Origin of the sequence: Thermogemmatispora tikiterensis (assembly GCF_003268475.1) — a bacterium.
Classification (GTDB): Bacteria; Chloroflexota; Ktedonobacteria; order Ktedonobacterales; family Ktedonobacteraceae; genus Thermogemmatispora; species Thermogemmatispora tikiterensis.
Genome location: NZ_MCIF01000002.1, coordinates 2228619 through 2242671, shown reverse-complemented (window position 1 = coordinate 2242671; position 14053 = coordinate 2228619). Strand labels below are relative to the sequence as shown.

The window sequence follows — 14053 nt, the reverse complement described above, 5'->3', positions numbered from 1 at the left end:
CTGGCCTTCTCTTTGTCAGTGGTCGAAAGACAGTGGCTGTCCTTCTCCGCTGGCCTCCGCAAGGCGAGCTGACGATCTGCTTCAGCGTAGGGCTCTCGCCTTTAGCTTAAGAAGTAGCGATTGAGCAACTGGTCGACGATCTGTTCGTACTGCTCTTTGCGCCAGCCATCGTCAGCAATGTGGTCGATCATAAACTGGAGATGAGCAAGGCGGACATTGGTCATCAGGCTGGCTAAAGCTTGTAATCTCAGGCTAGCAGTCTTTGCTTGAAATTGGTGCCAGGCTCCCAGGAATGTTGTCAGGGCTGAGACTATGCTGGCGAAGATGCTGCCAGCGATGAGGCGCGGATCTGCCCCGAAGAGGAAGGCTACGATGATCATGGCGATTGTGATCAAGAGGAAGAACAGGCTAGCTCCAAAAAAACGCTGGGTGGCTCTGAAGGCATCTTTAGCTTCTTTATTAAGATTGCGCAGATATTGATCGCTGCGCATAATGATTCTGTTCAGATACTTATCTGAGAGGGTTTGAACGCCGGAGGCGAGTTTCTTTGCCTCCTGATCCATTGGCTCTTCCTGCTCTGAAAGGTAAATGCTCTCCAGCGTGGCTTTCAAGGCACTGGTCTCGGCCATTGCTTGCATGATCTGCCCCAGGATCTCGCTCTTGCTGACCTGGGGGGCTTAGTCGAGGGACGAAGGGGAGGCTTCAGCCCAGAGCCGGAGAATGGCAGCCTGCTCCTCCTCGTCTCTGCTTGCAGTGAGAACGGAAGCAGGCTGCCAGCAGTTCCCGCTCTGAGGAAGAGAGAAGAGGCTAGCCGCGTACAGGCAGGCCCAGCAGCTGACGGGTAAGCTGGATATGGCCTAAATGCAGAGCTGAATGCTCTACGGCGTGCAGGAGGGCGTCGCGCGCGATCAAAGGGCGATCTGCAGGAGCATAGCGATAGGTAGTTGGCCCGCTCACAGGCTCCTGAAGGCGGGCATCCGGGAGTGTATCCAGGACCTCATGCATCGCCTGCAACCAGCCTTCATAGCGCTCCTTTAAGACGGCGAAATCTCCGTGAGCCTGAAACTCGGCAGCGCGGTCGCGAGCGATCTGGCGCTGCCCAACGAGAACGAGCACCCAATACTCAGCGGCCCCAACCAGGTGAGTTGCCAGCGCAAAGAGGGTGTTGGTCTCGGGCAGCTCAAGGTGTCGATTCAGGTCAGCCTCTGGCACATCTTCCAGCTGGAAAAGGACATCGTGCGAGAGGCGCTCTAGAATATGGGCAAAGCAAGCTCCTTCGCTCACGCTCATCGGATTTCCTCCATCGGCAGTAATGAGTCTGGCAGAGAGAGGAGAGCAGAGATCATCAAGTCCCTGCTTGCCTCGTCTCTGCCTTGTGATCCTTTGTTATCGTATCACCTGCTGACCATCAGAGAATAGGGAGGGAGGGAAGGAGCGAGCGAGGAAAGGGTTGAGAGCGCTGATCAAAGGGGCTGCAGGCGAGCTGGGGCGGGGGCAGCAAGAGGAAGCACATTATCTTCTTTTTTATTTCTGGCGACAGATCAGGCCGAGGTCTTGCTCTGCAGCGAGGCGTACCGCTGTCAACAAATTGGTGCCATAGGCTGGGAGCACTTCATCGATCAGGCGCGTCTCCTGGCCTGAAGCCACTCCCTGGCGGAATCGATCGTAGTCCCTGGCAGCGACCTCGGTCTCTGGGGCTGTGGCTGTATGCAGGCAGTGAGCCAGCCTTTTGACCTCAGTGGGGGTCAGATAACCGATGTAGTGACCGAGTGAGACGCGAGTGAGCGCCCCCAGCAGACCGGGCCTTAAGCCATCTTCAAAGGGCAGAGCGCGCCGTCCGCAGGCCAGGTACTCAAAAAGCGCCAGCGCTGCAGGTGAGATAGAGGCCAACCAGCCGCGCAGACGCAGCACGTTAGGATGCTGTCCGAGAAAGAAGCCCTCTGGCGGCTCCTCCTCTCTCAGGTCTGGACTGGTCACCTCAAAGTAGGCTTCACTCAGCTGGAGCGAACTGCCCTTGACCTCCTCTGGCTGGCTCATCAGAGCCACAGCGGCCCGCGTGGCTGTTGGCCGCTGCTCTGTCTCTACTGTGGCCCTGGTCAGGATCTCGCCAGGCACACAGTAGTGCTCAACGATGGCGCTCCAGACTGCTGCCAGCGCTTCTGAGCAGCGGTGGAGATGCGGGACATGGCGGTAGAGATAGCGATCGCTGAGCACCGTGAACTCGTCGGCGGAGCAGAGCAAGCGATATTCGTAGAGACTGTGGGGGCCACGGGGCAGGGTTGCGACAAAGGCCACGGCCCGAGGCCAGGTGCGCGCCGACTGCATCGCTGCTGGTAGAAAAGCCTCCTCGTATGCCAGGCTCGTTGCGGCATAAAGCGCTTCAACCTCCCCGGCATCATTGGCTGTGAGCCAGCGGGCAAAGGCCGGCATCACCAGCTCTCGGTAGCTCCTCCAATCAAAGCCGTAGATCAACATCGCTTTTGCTCTTCTTGCCATCTTCTGCTCTCTCACCAGACCTACTAACGTGGGTCCCGAGGCGAAGTGGCCAGAAACCCAGATCGACACTATCTGGCAGAGCAGACGCTGGCCGGGCTAGTACCGGACCACCTGCTCTGTAACCCTGCTCTACCTTTATCGTACTCGCATATGGGGATTTTCCCAAACTGTTAGCTCTATGGTACTCTGGGAAGAAACGGCTGGCTATCACTCCTGGTGCCATCGCCTCCGGCTTTCTTTCCAGGGGAGGAGGGATGCTGTTGCTCCTGTATCTTAGAAAAGAGGGTTGTTTTGTGCACGGATGGAACCAATCCTAATATAGATTCTTTTTTACAGTTGAGGAGCTGATAGCCTTATGGCTGATCAAGAACATACTGAGAGTAGAGAGCAGATCATTCCTGATTTCTATGATCAGGAGACGCAAATCTTTGAAGAATTGAGCGCTCCTGAGCCGGCGCGTCCCTGGTGGCGGCAGCGGCGCTGGCAGGTGATCATCAGTCTTATTTTACTGCTCGCGCTGATTGGAGGGAGTATCTTGACAGTAGTGGCCCTCAGACGTGGGCGAGTGACCTATCAATACCAGCGTGTCACGCGCGGAACCTTTACCCAGGTAGTCAGCGCTACTGGTACTTTGCAGGGAACCGTCTATAATGTCACCGCCCCCGCGAATGGCAAGATCAGCGCTCTCTATGTCAGTGTTGGCCAGCAGGTGCGCGCTGGCCAGGTGCTTGCAAAGCTTGACTCGACCTCGCTGCAGGATGCCGTTAATCAAGCGCAAGCCCAGGTAAACGCTGCCCAGACGGCCCTCACCGATGCCCAGAACAACCTTAACAAGGTTGAAGCTCAGGCCAACGCTAGCCTGGCCACAGCCTACGACCAGGAGCAAAATGCCCTTTATAACTGTGACCATCCAGCGCTGAATCAGTCGGTGCCTCCCAATTGCAAACAACTGGCCGAGGATCAATATGCCCAGGCCCAGAGCCAGGCAGCGGCCCAGATAGCCTCAGCCCAAGCCCAGGTTGACAACGCCCAGGGCCAGCTGAAGACCGCCCAGGCCCAGCTCACGACGGCTCAACACAACCTAGATCTCACCACGATTACAGCTCCGCATGCTGGTGTGGTCGCCACCATCAACGGTAGCGTTGGTGGCTATCCTGGTAGCCCCAGCAGTGGCATCACCAGCGGTGCAGGTGGTCCCGGGCAGAGCAGTGGAACGAATACGGGATCAGGCGGCACGGTGGGAAGCCCGGCCACGACGGCCTTTATTCAGCTTGTCGATCTCTCCAGCCTCCAGATTACGGCCAATGTCAATGAGGCCGATATCGGAGCCGTGAGCACAGGTCAGCCCGTCCAATTTACGGTCAGCGCCTATGGCAATCGTCAGTTCAGCGGCACCATTCGCGCCATCTCGCCGCTTGGCCAGAGTGTTTCCAATGTCGTGACCTACCCGGTCACTATCGATGTAGACCTCAGCAGCGCGCGCAACGTCCATCTGCTTCCAGGGATGACTGCCAACCTGACCATTACGACTCTCAAACACGAGGATGTTTTGCTCATCCCGGTTGATGCCGTGAATTTCGCGCGCAGCGCTGCCAACCTGACCCAGCGCAATGGGACGCCGGTCATTGATCCGGCCCAGGTCAAAGCGGCCTCTGCCCAGGCGCGCCAGCTCCTGCAGGAGCTGCGCAATCTTCCCCCGGGCGATCAGCCGACGCCTGGCTATGTGCTGGAGCGCGTTGGAGAGCGTTGGGTAGTCAAACCGGTTGTCCTCGGGCTGACCGATGGCAATACCTACGAGGTGCTGGCAGGCCTGGAAGTCGGTGAGAGCGTCGTCACAGGAGCCCAGGGTGGCCCATTTACCTCTCTCAACCAGCTAGGCAGCTAGACGGCAATTGTGATCTAATAGAGGCTGGGGAGCTTTCACTAGAGGTGGATCGATCGTTCAGGACGCGGTACTGCCAGCTCTGTATCAGAGCAGAGCGGAGGGACATGAGCATAAAGGAGAGCATCCTCTTCCTGATTGGGATTACTACCTGCCTCAAAAGTGAATATGACAAAGCAGCTCTCTGTCTGCCGAAGAGAGGGAGTGGGTCCCCAATTCTAGAGAGTAGAGCAATATGAGCGACCGAGAAGTACAACTGGTACAGGGCAACGAACAATCTATGCCAGTAACTCAGCGACGCCCGCCGATTGTGCTTGTGCGCAACCTGACCAAGGTCTATCATCTGGGAGAAACCAGCGTCCCGGCTCTGCGTGGAGTCTCGCTGACCGTCGGAGCCGGTGAGTTTGTCGCTATCATGGGACCTTCCGGCTCAGGGAAGACGACCTTTATGAATCTACTGGGCTGTTTGGATCGGCCCACAAGTGGCGACTACTGGCTTGTAGGGCGCAAGGTCAGCCAGATGACCCCGGACGAGCTGGCCGATATCCGCAATCGGCGCATCGGCTTCGTCTTTCAGGGCTTTCATCTGCTGGCCCGTTCTACTGCCCTCCAGAATGTCGCTCTTCCTTTGATGTACGCCGGACTATCGCGCGCTGAGCAAGAGCGGCGTGCGCGTCGTGCCTTGGAGCTGGTTGGTCTCGGCAGTCGTCTTCACCATCGTCCCTCACAGCTGTCTGGAGGTCAGCAGCAGCGCGTCGCCATTGCGCGTGCCCTGGTCAATAATCCGGCCCTGCTGCTCGCTGACGAACCAACTGGCAATCTTGATAGTCGAACCAGCATTGAGATCATGGCTATTCTGCAAGCCTTGAATGCCCGGGGTCTGACGATCGTCCTCGTGACCCATGAGGTCGACATTGCTGCCTATGCCCGCCGGCGCATTCTCTTCCGGGATGGACAAATTGTCAGCGATGAGCCGGTCACAGCGACGCGCTCAGCCCAGGAGGAGTTGCTCCAGTTCTATCAGGCCAATCCGGCCAGCAGCGATGGCTATCGGGCGCTTCCTGCGGAGAAAGAGCGATGAGTGGTCCAGTTGAGCGTGAACGCCAGACGACAGCGAGCACGGAGTTGCTGGCCCAGCAGGCTCGTGGGCGGAGCAGCACCCAGGCGCCTCGATCTCAGACTCCTCCTGTGGAGCGCGGCAAGCAGCTACAGAGGCGCCGAGAAGTGCATCGCGGCAGCCTGCTCGTAGCCAACTTCGCCAGTGCCTTTGAATCCCTCTGGGCTAACCGCCTGCGGTCGCTACTAACCACCCTCGGGGTCGTCATCGGCGTAGCTGCTGTCATCGCCGCTATGACTCTGACCCAGGGGGCCAGCGTTCTGATCCAGGCTCGCCTGAGCGTCCTGGGAACCAATACCCTGCTGATCGTCCCCGGCGCAGCCACCAGCAGCGGAGCCTTCAGCTCGCTCGGCTCACAGCAAAGCCTGACCCAAGGCGATGCCGACGCTTTAGCTTCCATACCGCACGTGGTCCAGGTCTCGCCGGTGCTCTCACTCGGGGCCCAGGTGATCTATGGCAGCCAGAACTGGAATACGCGCATCCAGGGAGTCTATCCAGGCTATCAGCAGATTCAGGGCTGGGAGATCGCCAGTGGGCGCTGGCTGAACGCTCATGACGAGCTGGCGGGCTTGCCGGTGGCAGTTCTCGGCCAGGTGGTAGCCAACAGTCTCTTTGGCCCGTCCGGCACCAATCCCGTTGGCCAGACAATCCGCATCGGCACCCAGATGTTTCGTGTCGTGGGCGTCTTACAGCCGAAAGGCTCTTTTGGGGCCTTCACTCAGGATGACGTTGTGTTTGTGCCCTTCACTGCTGCCGTAATACGCCTCAAGAACACCGGCTATGTCGATCAGATTCAAGTCCTGGTCGATAAAGCTGAACATGTCGATGCCGTGCAGCGCGCAGTCGATGCCACCCTCTTGAAGCGCCACCGCATCAGCGCGGGCAGTCCTGCTGACTTCCAAATTCGCAATGCCAACCAGTTACTGCAGACGGCCCAGCAGGCGACTCAGACCTTAACCCTGCTTCTGGTGGGGATCGCTGGCATCTCCTTGACGGTGGGAGGGATAGGCATCATGAACATCATGCTGGTCTCGGTCACGGAGCGAACGCGTGAGATTGGCATTCGGATGGCGGTCGGCGCGCGGCGAAGAGATATTCGCAATCAATTCCTCATCGAGGCCCTAACACTTAGCTCTCTGGGCGGCATTCTCGGGATTATCCTCGGTTTGCTGGTCGGCTGGCTCATGACTACGAACTTCGGAGTGCCTTTTGTTCCCCAACCGCTGTCGATTCTCCTGGCTTTTGGAGTGTCAGCCCTCGTTGGGGTAACCTTTGGTTTCTACCCGGCGGTGCGTGCTGCGCGGCTCGATCCGATCATTGCTCTGCGTACCGAGTGAGCGGCGGCGACAGCGGAAGAAGGGCAGGAGAGCAGGGCTACTCTCGATCCCGGTGCGAGAGCTAGCCGCTGCTCGGCTGCTCTTCTCCTTTGTCAGCTAGCCTATCGTCTCCTGGCTAAGGCGACCTGTGCTAAAGGGAGCGCACGCTGCTGAGGTCAGATGCGCTATTACAACTGGCTCCCGTTGCTACTATTGTTCTCGTCCCTGTTCTCCACTGTCGAGAATGAGCCATCAGCAGTCAGGCTGGCCAGCCACGGTGGAAGGGCTGAAGCCCCTGGCTCTGTCTGACGCTCACCAGTTGCAGGCCCGGGGATGGATGGAGCTGGCTGCCCGGGCTGTGGCGAGAGCTGGGGGGGCATATCGTGGATGCCGCTGCCGGTATCGGGCGAAAGCGACATCCCCTCGGTAGGCACCAGGCTGGTGGTTGGAAAGAGGAAATTCCCATTGAAGGGACTGGTTCCATGAGGCGGAAAGGCGAGGTTCGAAGCCACTGGTAACTCACCGGTCGTGGGCATCAGGCTGGTGGTTGGGAAGAGAAAGTTGCGCTTGAGACGGCTGGAAGAGGGGCCGCCGGGTGTCGAACGAGGAGTAGCCGGGCGCCGCGCGGTATCTTCCAGAGCGCCAGATGGCAGAACGCTCTGCTTGTGCTGGGCCGAGGAGGAGCTGCCCGGGGTCACAGTCAGCCCGGTTGGCACAAGTGGGAGGTCATGGGCGATTGTTGCAGGCGGGGGCGACGGCCTGGTCGAGCCTGGGGGGGGAGTCGTGGCGGATGAAGCAGCCGATGCGGGCATGGGGGTAGCCGGCTGCATTTGTGTTGGAGCGGCAGCAAAGGACTCGCTGGATGGCATTGCATTGCCCAGGCGAAGCGGTGACTGTTGGACGGAAGCGGCAGCAGGCTGCCAGCTGCTGCTGAGGGTAACACTGGTTGGACTGCCCTCCAGGGGCAAGGGCAGAGGATTACCGGCCAAATCGCGGTCTCCGGCCAGACTCTCCGGGCTGCGGGTGCGGCGCCAAGGGCGCGCTCCCGAGGAGAGGCGCGGGCGGGGTAACGGCTCTGGCGCAATGTAGTGACGCAGGAGCAGCACGCCTACCAGAATCAGGGCCAGGAGCATCAAGACGACGCCCGTGACCACGGGAAGAAAGCCGAGATTGTTGTGCTGAGCGATGCGGGTCGCCGCCGCTGTGTTGTCATTACTTTGTTGACCATTATTGGCATTACCGCTCGTCATGGCAGGTGCCGCCGTGGGGGTCGTGGTCGCCTGGCTTGTGGCGGTTGCTTTGGCGGTCGCCGTGGGGGTCACGGTAGCTGCAGCCGTGGCAGTAACAGTGGCAGCAGGCACAGCAGTTGGCGACGCGCTGCGCGTTGGGGCCGGGGCTGGCGTGCTGGTTTTCGTCGGTTGAGCCGTTGGGACGGGTGTGGGAGTAGGCGGCGGAGTCGTCGGCTGCGCCGTGGGCGTAGGCGTAACCGGGGGCGGAGTCGTGGGCGCCTCGGTGGGTGAAGCAATAACCGTCGGACTGTCAAGCGGCTGCAGGAGCGGGATCTGCGGGCCTGACGCCGCATACATCGGCACCAGATTGGCCAGCACACCGATCACGGAAACCGCTAGCAAGCAAGCACAGATAGTGAGTGTGAGCGTTCGTAATAAAAATTTCCCCAGGTCGGGGTCGGTTTGTCTGAACATCGATCCCTACCTCTCTGCACCGGCGGTCATTGCCGGTCAGCGGTTGGTGTGCACGATGCGCCGCGTGCTCGATATGGAACGCGACCGGCAGGCACCAGGCGATGGCTTGCTGCGCTTTGGGCTGCGTGCTTTTTCTTTTCGTTTGCCATCGCCCTAGAGGGGAGTATAAAATATGCGTCTCAGTCGGTCAAGCAATCTGAAGAGGATATCCAAATGTACTAGTCGAAATGTGAATGTTTGGGACCCTTTGACCTTGAGCGAGCCTGCGTCAATCAGATGGAGAACGTTCTCCAGGGCTTCTCTCTGTCAGTACATTGATCGTCTCACTCCTCTGGTGATTAGCGCTTTACATGATCTCTGCTAAACATAAAAGCATTTGCATTCATATATTGAAGATCCCCGGGCCTAAGAACCTGGGCTGCAGCACCAGGAATAGCAGGCGCGCTTCTTATTGTGGCTTGGGATGGAGCTAACATCGCCAATTGCAATATATAACTTGATATTATATACTTCCCCATGATGGAGATAGTCTGCATGTTCAACTGGAACATCTACTTCTCATCTCAGTACCATGTGGTGTAGTGTGGTGTTCTAGATATTGCCATCAGGTCCTGGAAACGCTGTCAGCAGAGTAGTTCGCGCATCGCATGCGCGAGATATCCCAGGAACATGATGCAGAAGTGGTGAGGCTAGAAATCATACCTGATCATGTGCCTCTTCTGCTGGAGTGCGATCTGACCCGCAATGCGGGATGGATCGCCAGGGGCGGCTCTTGCAGATGAGCACAGGATTTTCTTGCCCGCTAGGATAGTAGCCAGGAGCGAGTTGAAGGAGCGTGCTATGACTCTTGGCAACGAGATCAATGTGGTGACCGGTGCCTTTAGCTATACTGGTCAGTACATTGCGCGGCGCCTGCTGGCCCGTGGCAAGGAAGTGCGCACTCTCACCGGTCATCCCCAGCGTGCCCATCCTTTGAGCAATCAGGTGCAAGCCTTTCCTCTAGCTTTTGATGATCCGCGCCTGTTGCGAGAGGCTCTTAGAGGGGCGCGTGTTCTCTACAACACCTACTGGATACGTTTCCCTTATGGCCAGCAAAGCTACGAGCGTGCCGTCGAAAATACACGTCGTCTCTTTACTGCGGCGCGAGAGGCCGGCATTGAGCGCATTGTTCATGTGAGCATCAGCAATCCAAGTCTCTCCTCTCCGTTCCCTTACTTCCGTGGCAAGGCCCTGTTGGAACAGGACTTGAGACAGAGTGGCCTCTCCTACGCGATTGTGCGCCCGACAGTAATCTTTGGCCGGGAAGATATTCTGATCAATAATATCGCCTGGCTGCTAAGGCATTTCCCGCTTTTTGCCCTCTTTGGCAACGGAGACTATCAGCTGCAGCCGGTTTATGTGGAGGATATGGCCGACTTGGCAGTGCGGGTAGGGCACCAGCAAGAGGATGTCATTGTTGACGCTGCCGGGCCAGATATCTTCTCCTATAGAGAGATGGTCGCGCTGATAGCGCGTATTCTGGAGCGGCGCGTATGGCTGGTGCCGGCGCCGCCGGCTCTGGTTTTAGCTCTGGGCCAGCTGCTCTCTCTGTTCGTCGGCGATGTCCTGATCACGCGCGATGAGATCGATGGCCTGATGGCTAACCTGCTGGTCTCGCACGAGGCCCCTACAGGCCAGACGCATCTTGCTGACTGGTTACAGGCCCATGTGACAGAGGTGGGACGGCGTTATGCCTCAGAGCTGGCGCGTCACTATCGCTGAAAGAGAACTGAACAAGGGCGGGAGAAGGAGCTGGTCCCTTCGCTGGTTCCCTGGCTCCCATATCTCCCGTGTCGCCCATAGTTCCCATAGTCCTCCTTTCTCTGATTTGTTCATCAGCCGCGGTCTCCTCGCCTGGCTACTCTGGATTGGTGTTCTGGCTGCGGCCTGGCAAGACTGACAAGCCGCTTTGTACCTGGCGCATCAGGGCCTCCAGCGAAACTTCTGTGGGAGCGATACTCGCCTGCTCTTCTTGTTGTGGCTCTGCAGTAAGCGAGTGCTCTCCCTCTCCATGTTGCCGGGACTGCTCGGGCTGTAAGCCGTTTGTGGCCGGCCTCACGCTTGACAGCGGGAGCGTTTCGCTCTCGTTGAGGGCGCTGAAGTGGCTACTGGCCGGCTTCTGGCGCCGCTGGCGGTACTGTACAAAGCCGCCGAGCAATCCGAAGAGGAGCAGGCCGCCAACCGTGGTCCCCAATAGTCCCGGGAGCAGGTGACTGAAAGAAGATGGCGAACTGGCCGGAGCTGTTGTCTGCGGCTGGCTTCCCGGGTTGGTGCTGGCGGTGGTGATGGCCGGCATCCGATTGGTGTTGCTATCAGCAGTGGCCGTTGGCCGGGCAGGCGTTGGCGTTGGGGTATGCGTTGGCGTCGGAGTGGGTGTTGTCGCCGGTGTGGCCTGCGGCATCGAGGTCGACACTGGTATGGGTGCGGGGTTAATAGTCAAAGCAGCGCTGGCGCTCAGGGTAGCGGGAGAGCCGCTACCGACACTGGCCTTGATTTGAGCTGAACCAGAAAGCCCGTTGGGAATGCTGATACTGCGCGTGAAGTTCCCCTGTCCATCGCTCGTGACGCTCCCCAGGCTTATGGTGGTGCTGCCGGCCTGTAAGACCAGCGTCACCTGTGTCCCTCCGGGCAGGAAGTTGCTGCCTGTGACGGTAGCGGTCTGGCCTGCTGTAACCTGCGTTGGGCTGATGCTCAAGGTGGGGGAGGCGCTTGACAGCAAGGTATAGCTACCGGCCACGGTTGGGGTGGCTCCAATGAGGGCGCAAATTTTGTAGGTACCCGGGGCCAGGCTACCTGGCAGGACCAGCCAACCGCTGAAGTTACCGCCCTCTACCGTGCCCGGCTGGCTATTGCTCGCTGGTGTGTAGCCTAGCAGACAGTCCTGCTGGCTGTAACCGAGCGAGACCTGGCTGCCATCACTCAGCTGGGTCCAACCCGAACCGCTGACAGTAATCACTGCGCCTGCTGGTCCCGAACTGGGACTGCTGCTCAGTGTTCCACTGTCCCTGCTCGCGGCTCGCGCTTGGCCAGCGCTGCCCATAGCAAGCAACCAGGCTGTTAGTAGCCCAATCAGCAAGAGAGCCGTGCCTCTTGCTGGGCTGCAGAAAAGCCAAGTTCCAGACTGTCTCTGGAGCGTTGGCCGCCATCGGCGTGTGGGGGCCTGGTTGGTAGCGCCGGAAGTTGCAACTATCTCTCTTGCGTCCGCCATTCTGCCGTTAAAATAGCTCCCGCTGGCGGGAGCCTGGCCGCTATGATGTGCGGTGATTGCGTATAAATCCATCCTCATTCAGTGTAAGGATGCATTTCCCTATGTGTCAAGAAAGCACGCATGGGCCTTGCCAGAAAGGCTATGCCTCGACCAGTTCAATGGTTACCTCATAGCTGAGGCCCCCTGGAGCGCCGCTAGAAAGGGGCACCTGCTGCATATGCAGATCGCAGGCGCTTTCTGCATAATAGTCGAAGTGCACAGCGATAGGTACTCCTCCTGTTGGCTCGCTAAAGAGGAGGGTGCGCCCGGTCGAGGAGAGGTAGCTGGTACGCAGGGCATCGCGGTAGGACTGGCCGCTCAGACCGGTGGGCTGGCCATCGTAACCGACGAGGTCGTTGAGGCAGAGGATCGTCATGCTCCAGGTCCGTCGGCCTGGGCCAAGATCAACGTAGGCCTCGCCGCCGTCGGCGCGCACGCTGGCCCGTCGAATGCGCGGCTGCGTCATGCGGTAGCTGCCTGGCTTGACGAAGTAGCCGACTCCATCCAGGATAATCTCGCAGTCCACGCCGATGGTAGGCATACAGGCTAGACCTCCTCATTGCGGCAGTGTGTGGGCCTGGTAGGGTTGTTCCCCGCACTGGCTGTTTGAGCTGGCAGGCGGTTCTTTCTCGATGATGCGACTGGTCTGGGTGCAGTAGCCGCTCTGGTCGTGAATACTGACCAGCTCGCCATCAATGGTGACGTGGAGACCGCGCTGCTGCAGAGCCAGGCGGATGGTGCCGATAATCTGACTCAGGCGCTGGTTCTCCTTCTCTAGCGTTGTCAGGCGCTCCTTGAGCGTATCAATCTCGTGCTGCATGGCGCTGATGACGCGCGCCTTGACCTCGTCGGCGGTGCGGGCAAAGCCGTGATGGTAGGCGACAAAGGCGCCGGCGATCAGCGCCAGGGTGATGAGCAGGTTGGTCAGGCTAAGCAGGTCCTGCATGAGAGGTGCTCCTTCTTCTTGATTGGGTGATCAAGCGACTGGGCCAGCCCTAGAGACGAGCCCACCGGGCCGGGATATCGCCCCACTGGACGCGGGCTGCGCTGGCGAAGTCGCGTTGGCTGCGAAGCTCCTGGAGGCGAACCTCGAACTGGGTGCGGCGGGCGTCAATGGCCTCTTGCCAGGCGCGGGGAATAGCACTGTCGTCGAGGTGGTCATGCAGCTCGCCGTCCTGGAAGCTGAAGTTGTCGTTCGTGGGCACCTGGTACGCCTCCATTGCGTAGAGACTGGCCCCCAGGACGATGAGATCGCGGTGTATCTCGGGAATGGTCGAGCCGCTGCTATCGAGCTGGTGCCTGGTGGCATAGAAGACGCGCATGACAAGCGTGTTGTCACGAGGCAGCTCTGAGCTGGAGAGTTTGAGAGTAAAGCTGGGGGTCTGCGAGGCCGGCTGACCCTGGCCGCTGCCAGCGCTGCCCTGGGGACCGAGATTCCCACCCGCCGCCAGAGCTGTGCTGCTCTCGAAGAGGTTGGAATATTCGGCAAAGTCGCGCTCCAGGGGGGGCCAGAGCATGACGCCGCTGGTGTTCACGGTGGGCGCTGGTGGTCTGTCTGCTAGGAGACTATCGGCTGTCGTGTCGAGGTAGCTAGTGCTGCTATTGTCTGCCAGGGTGGTGAGCAGCAGTAGAGTGTTGCCACCGGCCTGAGTGCGGTAAAGGTTACGCCCGATGACGTTATGGGGGGCGTTGCTGGCAAGGGTGGGCTGCGTTGGCCCGAGAGGAATGTTACTCAGGTTAACGCTACCGTTGTTCGTCACCGAGACACTGATGATGGGGGAAGGGGTGGTCTCGCCGCCCTCGCTCAGGAAAGTGACAGCGTATTGGTAGAGGCCGGAGCTGAGTCCACCTCCGCTGCCGGGGCTGGCACTCATGCCGCCTGGTGGTGGCTGGAAGTAGCTGCCGTAAGCCTGCAGTGGGTAGATGATGCGTTCGATCCACCAGACGGGATAGACTGGGTTCCACGCTTGCGGATAAGGATAAGTCCGCTGATAGGGGCGTGTGCTCATATCGCAGTAGCCGATATTGGGATAGTACTGACTGTAGCGGAGGACAGCTTTGTCGATCGCCCGCTCCAGATCTGCATTCGACCAGCGCTGATTTGGCCCGGCGGCATCGAAGAGATCGAGACGCAAGGCATTTTCGATATCCTGGAGATTCATTTTCTCTGTCAATCCTCCTGGCCGCTGTGCGCTTAGTAGGGTCTGCCCGCGCCGCAGGTGAGGAAGACCTCGTTCAGCGTAGCGGAAGCTG

12 protein-coding genes are annotated in these 14053 nt (G+C 59.1%); 4 read left to right on the top strand and 8 right to left on the bottom strand.

Going from position 1 to position 14053, the window contains the following annotated elements:
• Window positions 1-101: 101 nt before the first annotated feature.
• The 3 genes from A4R35_RS08990 to A4R35_RS08980 form a co-directional block, all read right to left on the bottom strand.
• A complete protein-coding gene (locus tag A4R35_RS08990; RefSeq protein WP_112428569.1) occupies window positions 102-629 on the bottom strand; it encodes a hypothetical protein in 528 nt (175 codons plus the stop codon).
• 178 nt (window positions 630-807) lie between these two features.
• A complete protein-coding gene (locus A4R35_RS08985) occupies window positions 808-1290 on the bottom strand; it encodes a DinB family protein (protein ID WP_112428567.1) in 483 nt (160 codons plus the stop codon).
• Window positions 1291-1524: 234 nt separating this feature from the next.
• Window positions 1525-2496 (bottom strand): hypothetical protein, encoded by a 972-nt coding sequence (locus tag A4R35_RS08980; RefSeq protein ID WP_146747152.1) that lies wholly within the window; start codon window positions 2494-2496, stop codon window positions 1525-1527.
• Between the two features lie 355 nt (window positions 2497-2851).
• On the opposite strand from A4R35_RS08980, the gene A4R35_RS08975 reads away from it, so the two are divergent.
• The 3 genes from A4R35_RS08975 (at window position 2852) to A4R35_RS08965 (ending at window position 6832) form a co-directional block, all read left to right on the top strand.
• The gene (locus tag A4R35_RS08975) at window positions 2852-4381 is read left to right on the top strand and encodes an efflux RND transporter periplasmic adaptor subunit (RefSeq protein WP_112428563.1); all 1530 of its coding nucleotides are present in this window, start codon (window positions 2852-2854) and stop codon (window positions 4379-4381) included.
• 277 nt (window positions 4382-4658) lie between these two features.
• Window positions 4659-5459: an ABC transporter ATP-binding protein gene (locus tag A4R35_RS08970; protein ID WP_399358704.1), complete on the top strand. Its 801-nt coding sequence runs from the start codon at window positions 4659-4661 to the stop codon at window positions 5457-5459.
• Complete coding sequence (locus A4R35_RS08965; protein ID WP_112428561.1) at window positions 5456-6832, top strand: ABC transporter permease; 1377 nt, start codon at window positions 5456-5458, stop codon at window positions 6830-6832. Before A4R35_RS08970 ends, A4R35_RS08965 begins: the two co-directional genes overlap by 4 nt.
• Before the next feature lie 167 nt (window positions 6833-6999).
• Here the strand turns inward: A4R35_RS08965 and A4R35_RS08960 are convergent, their stop codons facing one another.
• Window positions 7000-8514 (bottom strand): hypothetical protein, encoded by a 1515-nt coding sequence (locus A4R35_RS08960; RefSeq protein ID WP_146747151.1) that lies wholly within the window; start codon window positions 8512-8514, stop codon window positions 7000-7002.
• 840 nt (window positions 8515-9354) lie between these two features.
• On the opposite strand from A4R35_RS08960, the gene A4R35_RS08955 reads away from it, so the two are divergent.
• Window positions 9355-10275: an SDR family oxidoreductase gene (locus A4R35_RS08955; protein ID WP_112428556.1), complete on the top strand. Its 921-nt coding sequence runs from the start codon at window positions 9355-9357 to the stop codon at window positions 10273-10275.
• A gap of 136 nt (window positions 10276-10411) precedes the next feature.
• Here the strand turns inward: A4R35_RS08955 and A4R35_RS23870 are convergent, their stop codons facing one another.
• The 4 genes from A4R35_RS23870 to A4R35_RS08920 all read right to left on the bottom strand — a co-directional run bounded on the left by A4R35_RS23870 (window position 10412) and on the right by A4R35_RS08920 (window position 13962).
• Window positions 10412-11509: a hypothetical protein gene (locus A4R35_RS23870; protein ID WP_146747150.1), complete on the bottom strand. Its 1098-nt coding sequence runs from the start codon at window positions 11507-11509 to the stop codon at window positions 10412-10414.
• Window positions 11510-11900: 391 nt separating this feature from the next.
• The gene (locus A4R35_RS08930) at window positions 11901-12341 is read right to left on the bottom strand and encodes a hypothetical protein (RefSeq protein ID WP_112428546.1); all 441 of its coding nucleotides are present in this window, start codon (window positions 12339-12341) and stop codon (window positions 11901-11903) included.
• 15 nt (window positions 12342-12356) lie between these two features.
• Window positions 12357-12746 (bottom strand): hypothetical protein, encoded by a 390-nt coding sequence (locus A4R35_RS08925; RefSeq protein ID WP_112428544.1) that lies wholly within the window; start codon window positions 12744-12746, stop codon window positions 12357-12359.
• A gap of 49 nt (window positions 12747-12795) precedes the next feature.
• Complete coding sequence (locus A4R35_RS08920) at window positions 12796-13962, bottom strand: hypothetical protein (protein ID WP_112428542.1); 1167 nt, start codon at window positions 13960-13962, stop codon at window positions 12796-12798.
• Between the last annotated feature and the right edge of the window lie 91 nt (window positions 13963-14053).

What these genes read in the sequence shown, in the direction of transcription:
- A4R35_RS08990 (WP_112428569.1), bottom strand. Translation starts at nt 629, where the DNA reads ATGGCCGAGACCAGTGCCTTGAAAGCCACGCTGGAGAGCATTTACCTT.
- A4R35_RS08925 (WP_112428544.1), bottom strand. Translation starts at nt 12,746, where the DNA reads ATGCAGGACCTGCTTAGCCTGACCAACCTGCTCATCACCCTGGCGCTG.
- A4R35_RS08980 (WP_146747152.1), bottom strand. Translation starts at nt 2,496, where the DNA reads ATGGCAAGAAGAGCAAAAGCGATGTTGATCTACGGCTTTGATTGGAGG.
- A4R35_RS08960 (WP_146747151.1), bottom strand. Translation starts at nt 8,514, where the DNA reads ATGTTCAGACAAACCGACCCCGACCTGGGGAAATTTTTATTACGAACG.
- A4R35_RS08920 (WP_112428542.1), bottom strand. Translation starts at nt 13,962, where the DNA reads ATGAATCTCCAGGATATCGAAAATGCCTTGCGTCTCGATCTCTTCGAT.
- A4R35_RS08975 (WP_112428563.1), top strand. Translation starts at nt 2,852, where the DNA reads ATGGCTGATCAAGAACATACTGAGAGTAGAGAGCAGATCATTCCTGAT.
- A4R35_RS08985 (WP_112428567.1), bottom strand. Translation starts at nt 1,290, where the DNA reads ATGAGCGTGAGCGAAGGAGCTTGCTTTGCCCATATTCTAGAGCGCCTC.
- A4R35_RS08955 (WP_112428556.1), top strand. Translation starts at nt 9,355, where the DNA reads ATGACTCTTGGCAACGAGATCAATGTGGTGACCGGTGCCTTTAGCTAT.
- A4R35_RS08970 (WP_399358704.1), top strand. Translation starts at nt 4,659, where the DNA reads ATGCCAGTAACTCAGCGACGCCCGCCGATTGTGCTTGTGCGCAACCTG.
- A4R35_RS08965 (WP_112428561.1), top strand. Translation starts at nt 5,456, where the DNA reads ATGAGTGGTCCAGTTGAGCGTGAACGCCAGACGACAGCGAGCACGGAG.
- A4R35_RS08930 (WP_112428546.1), bottom strand. Translation starts at nt 12,341, where the DNA reads ATGCCTACCATCGGCGTGGACTGCGAGATTATCCTGGATGGAGTCGGC.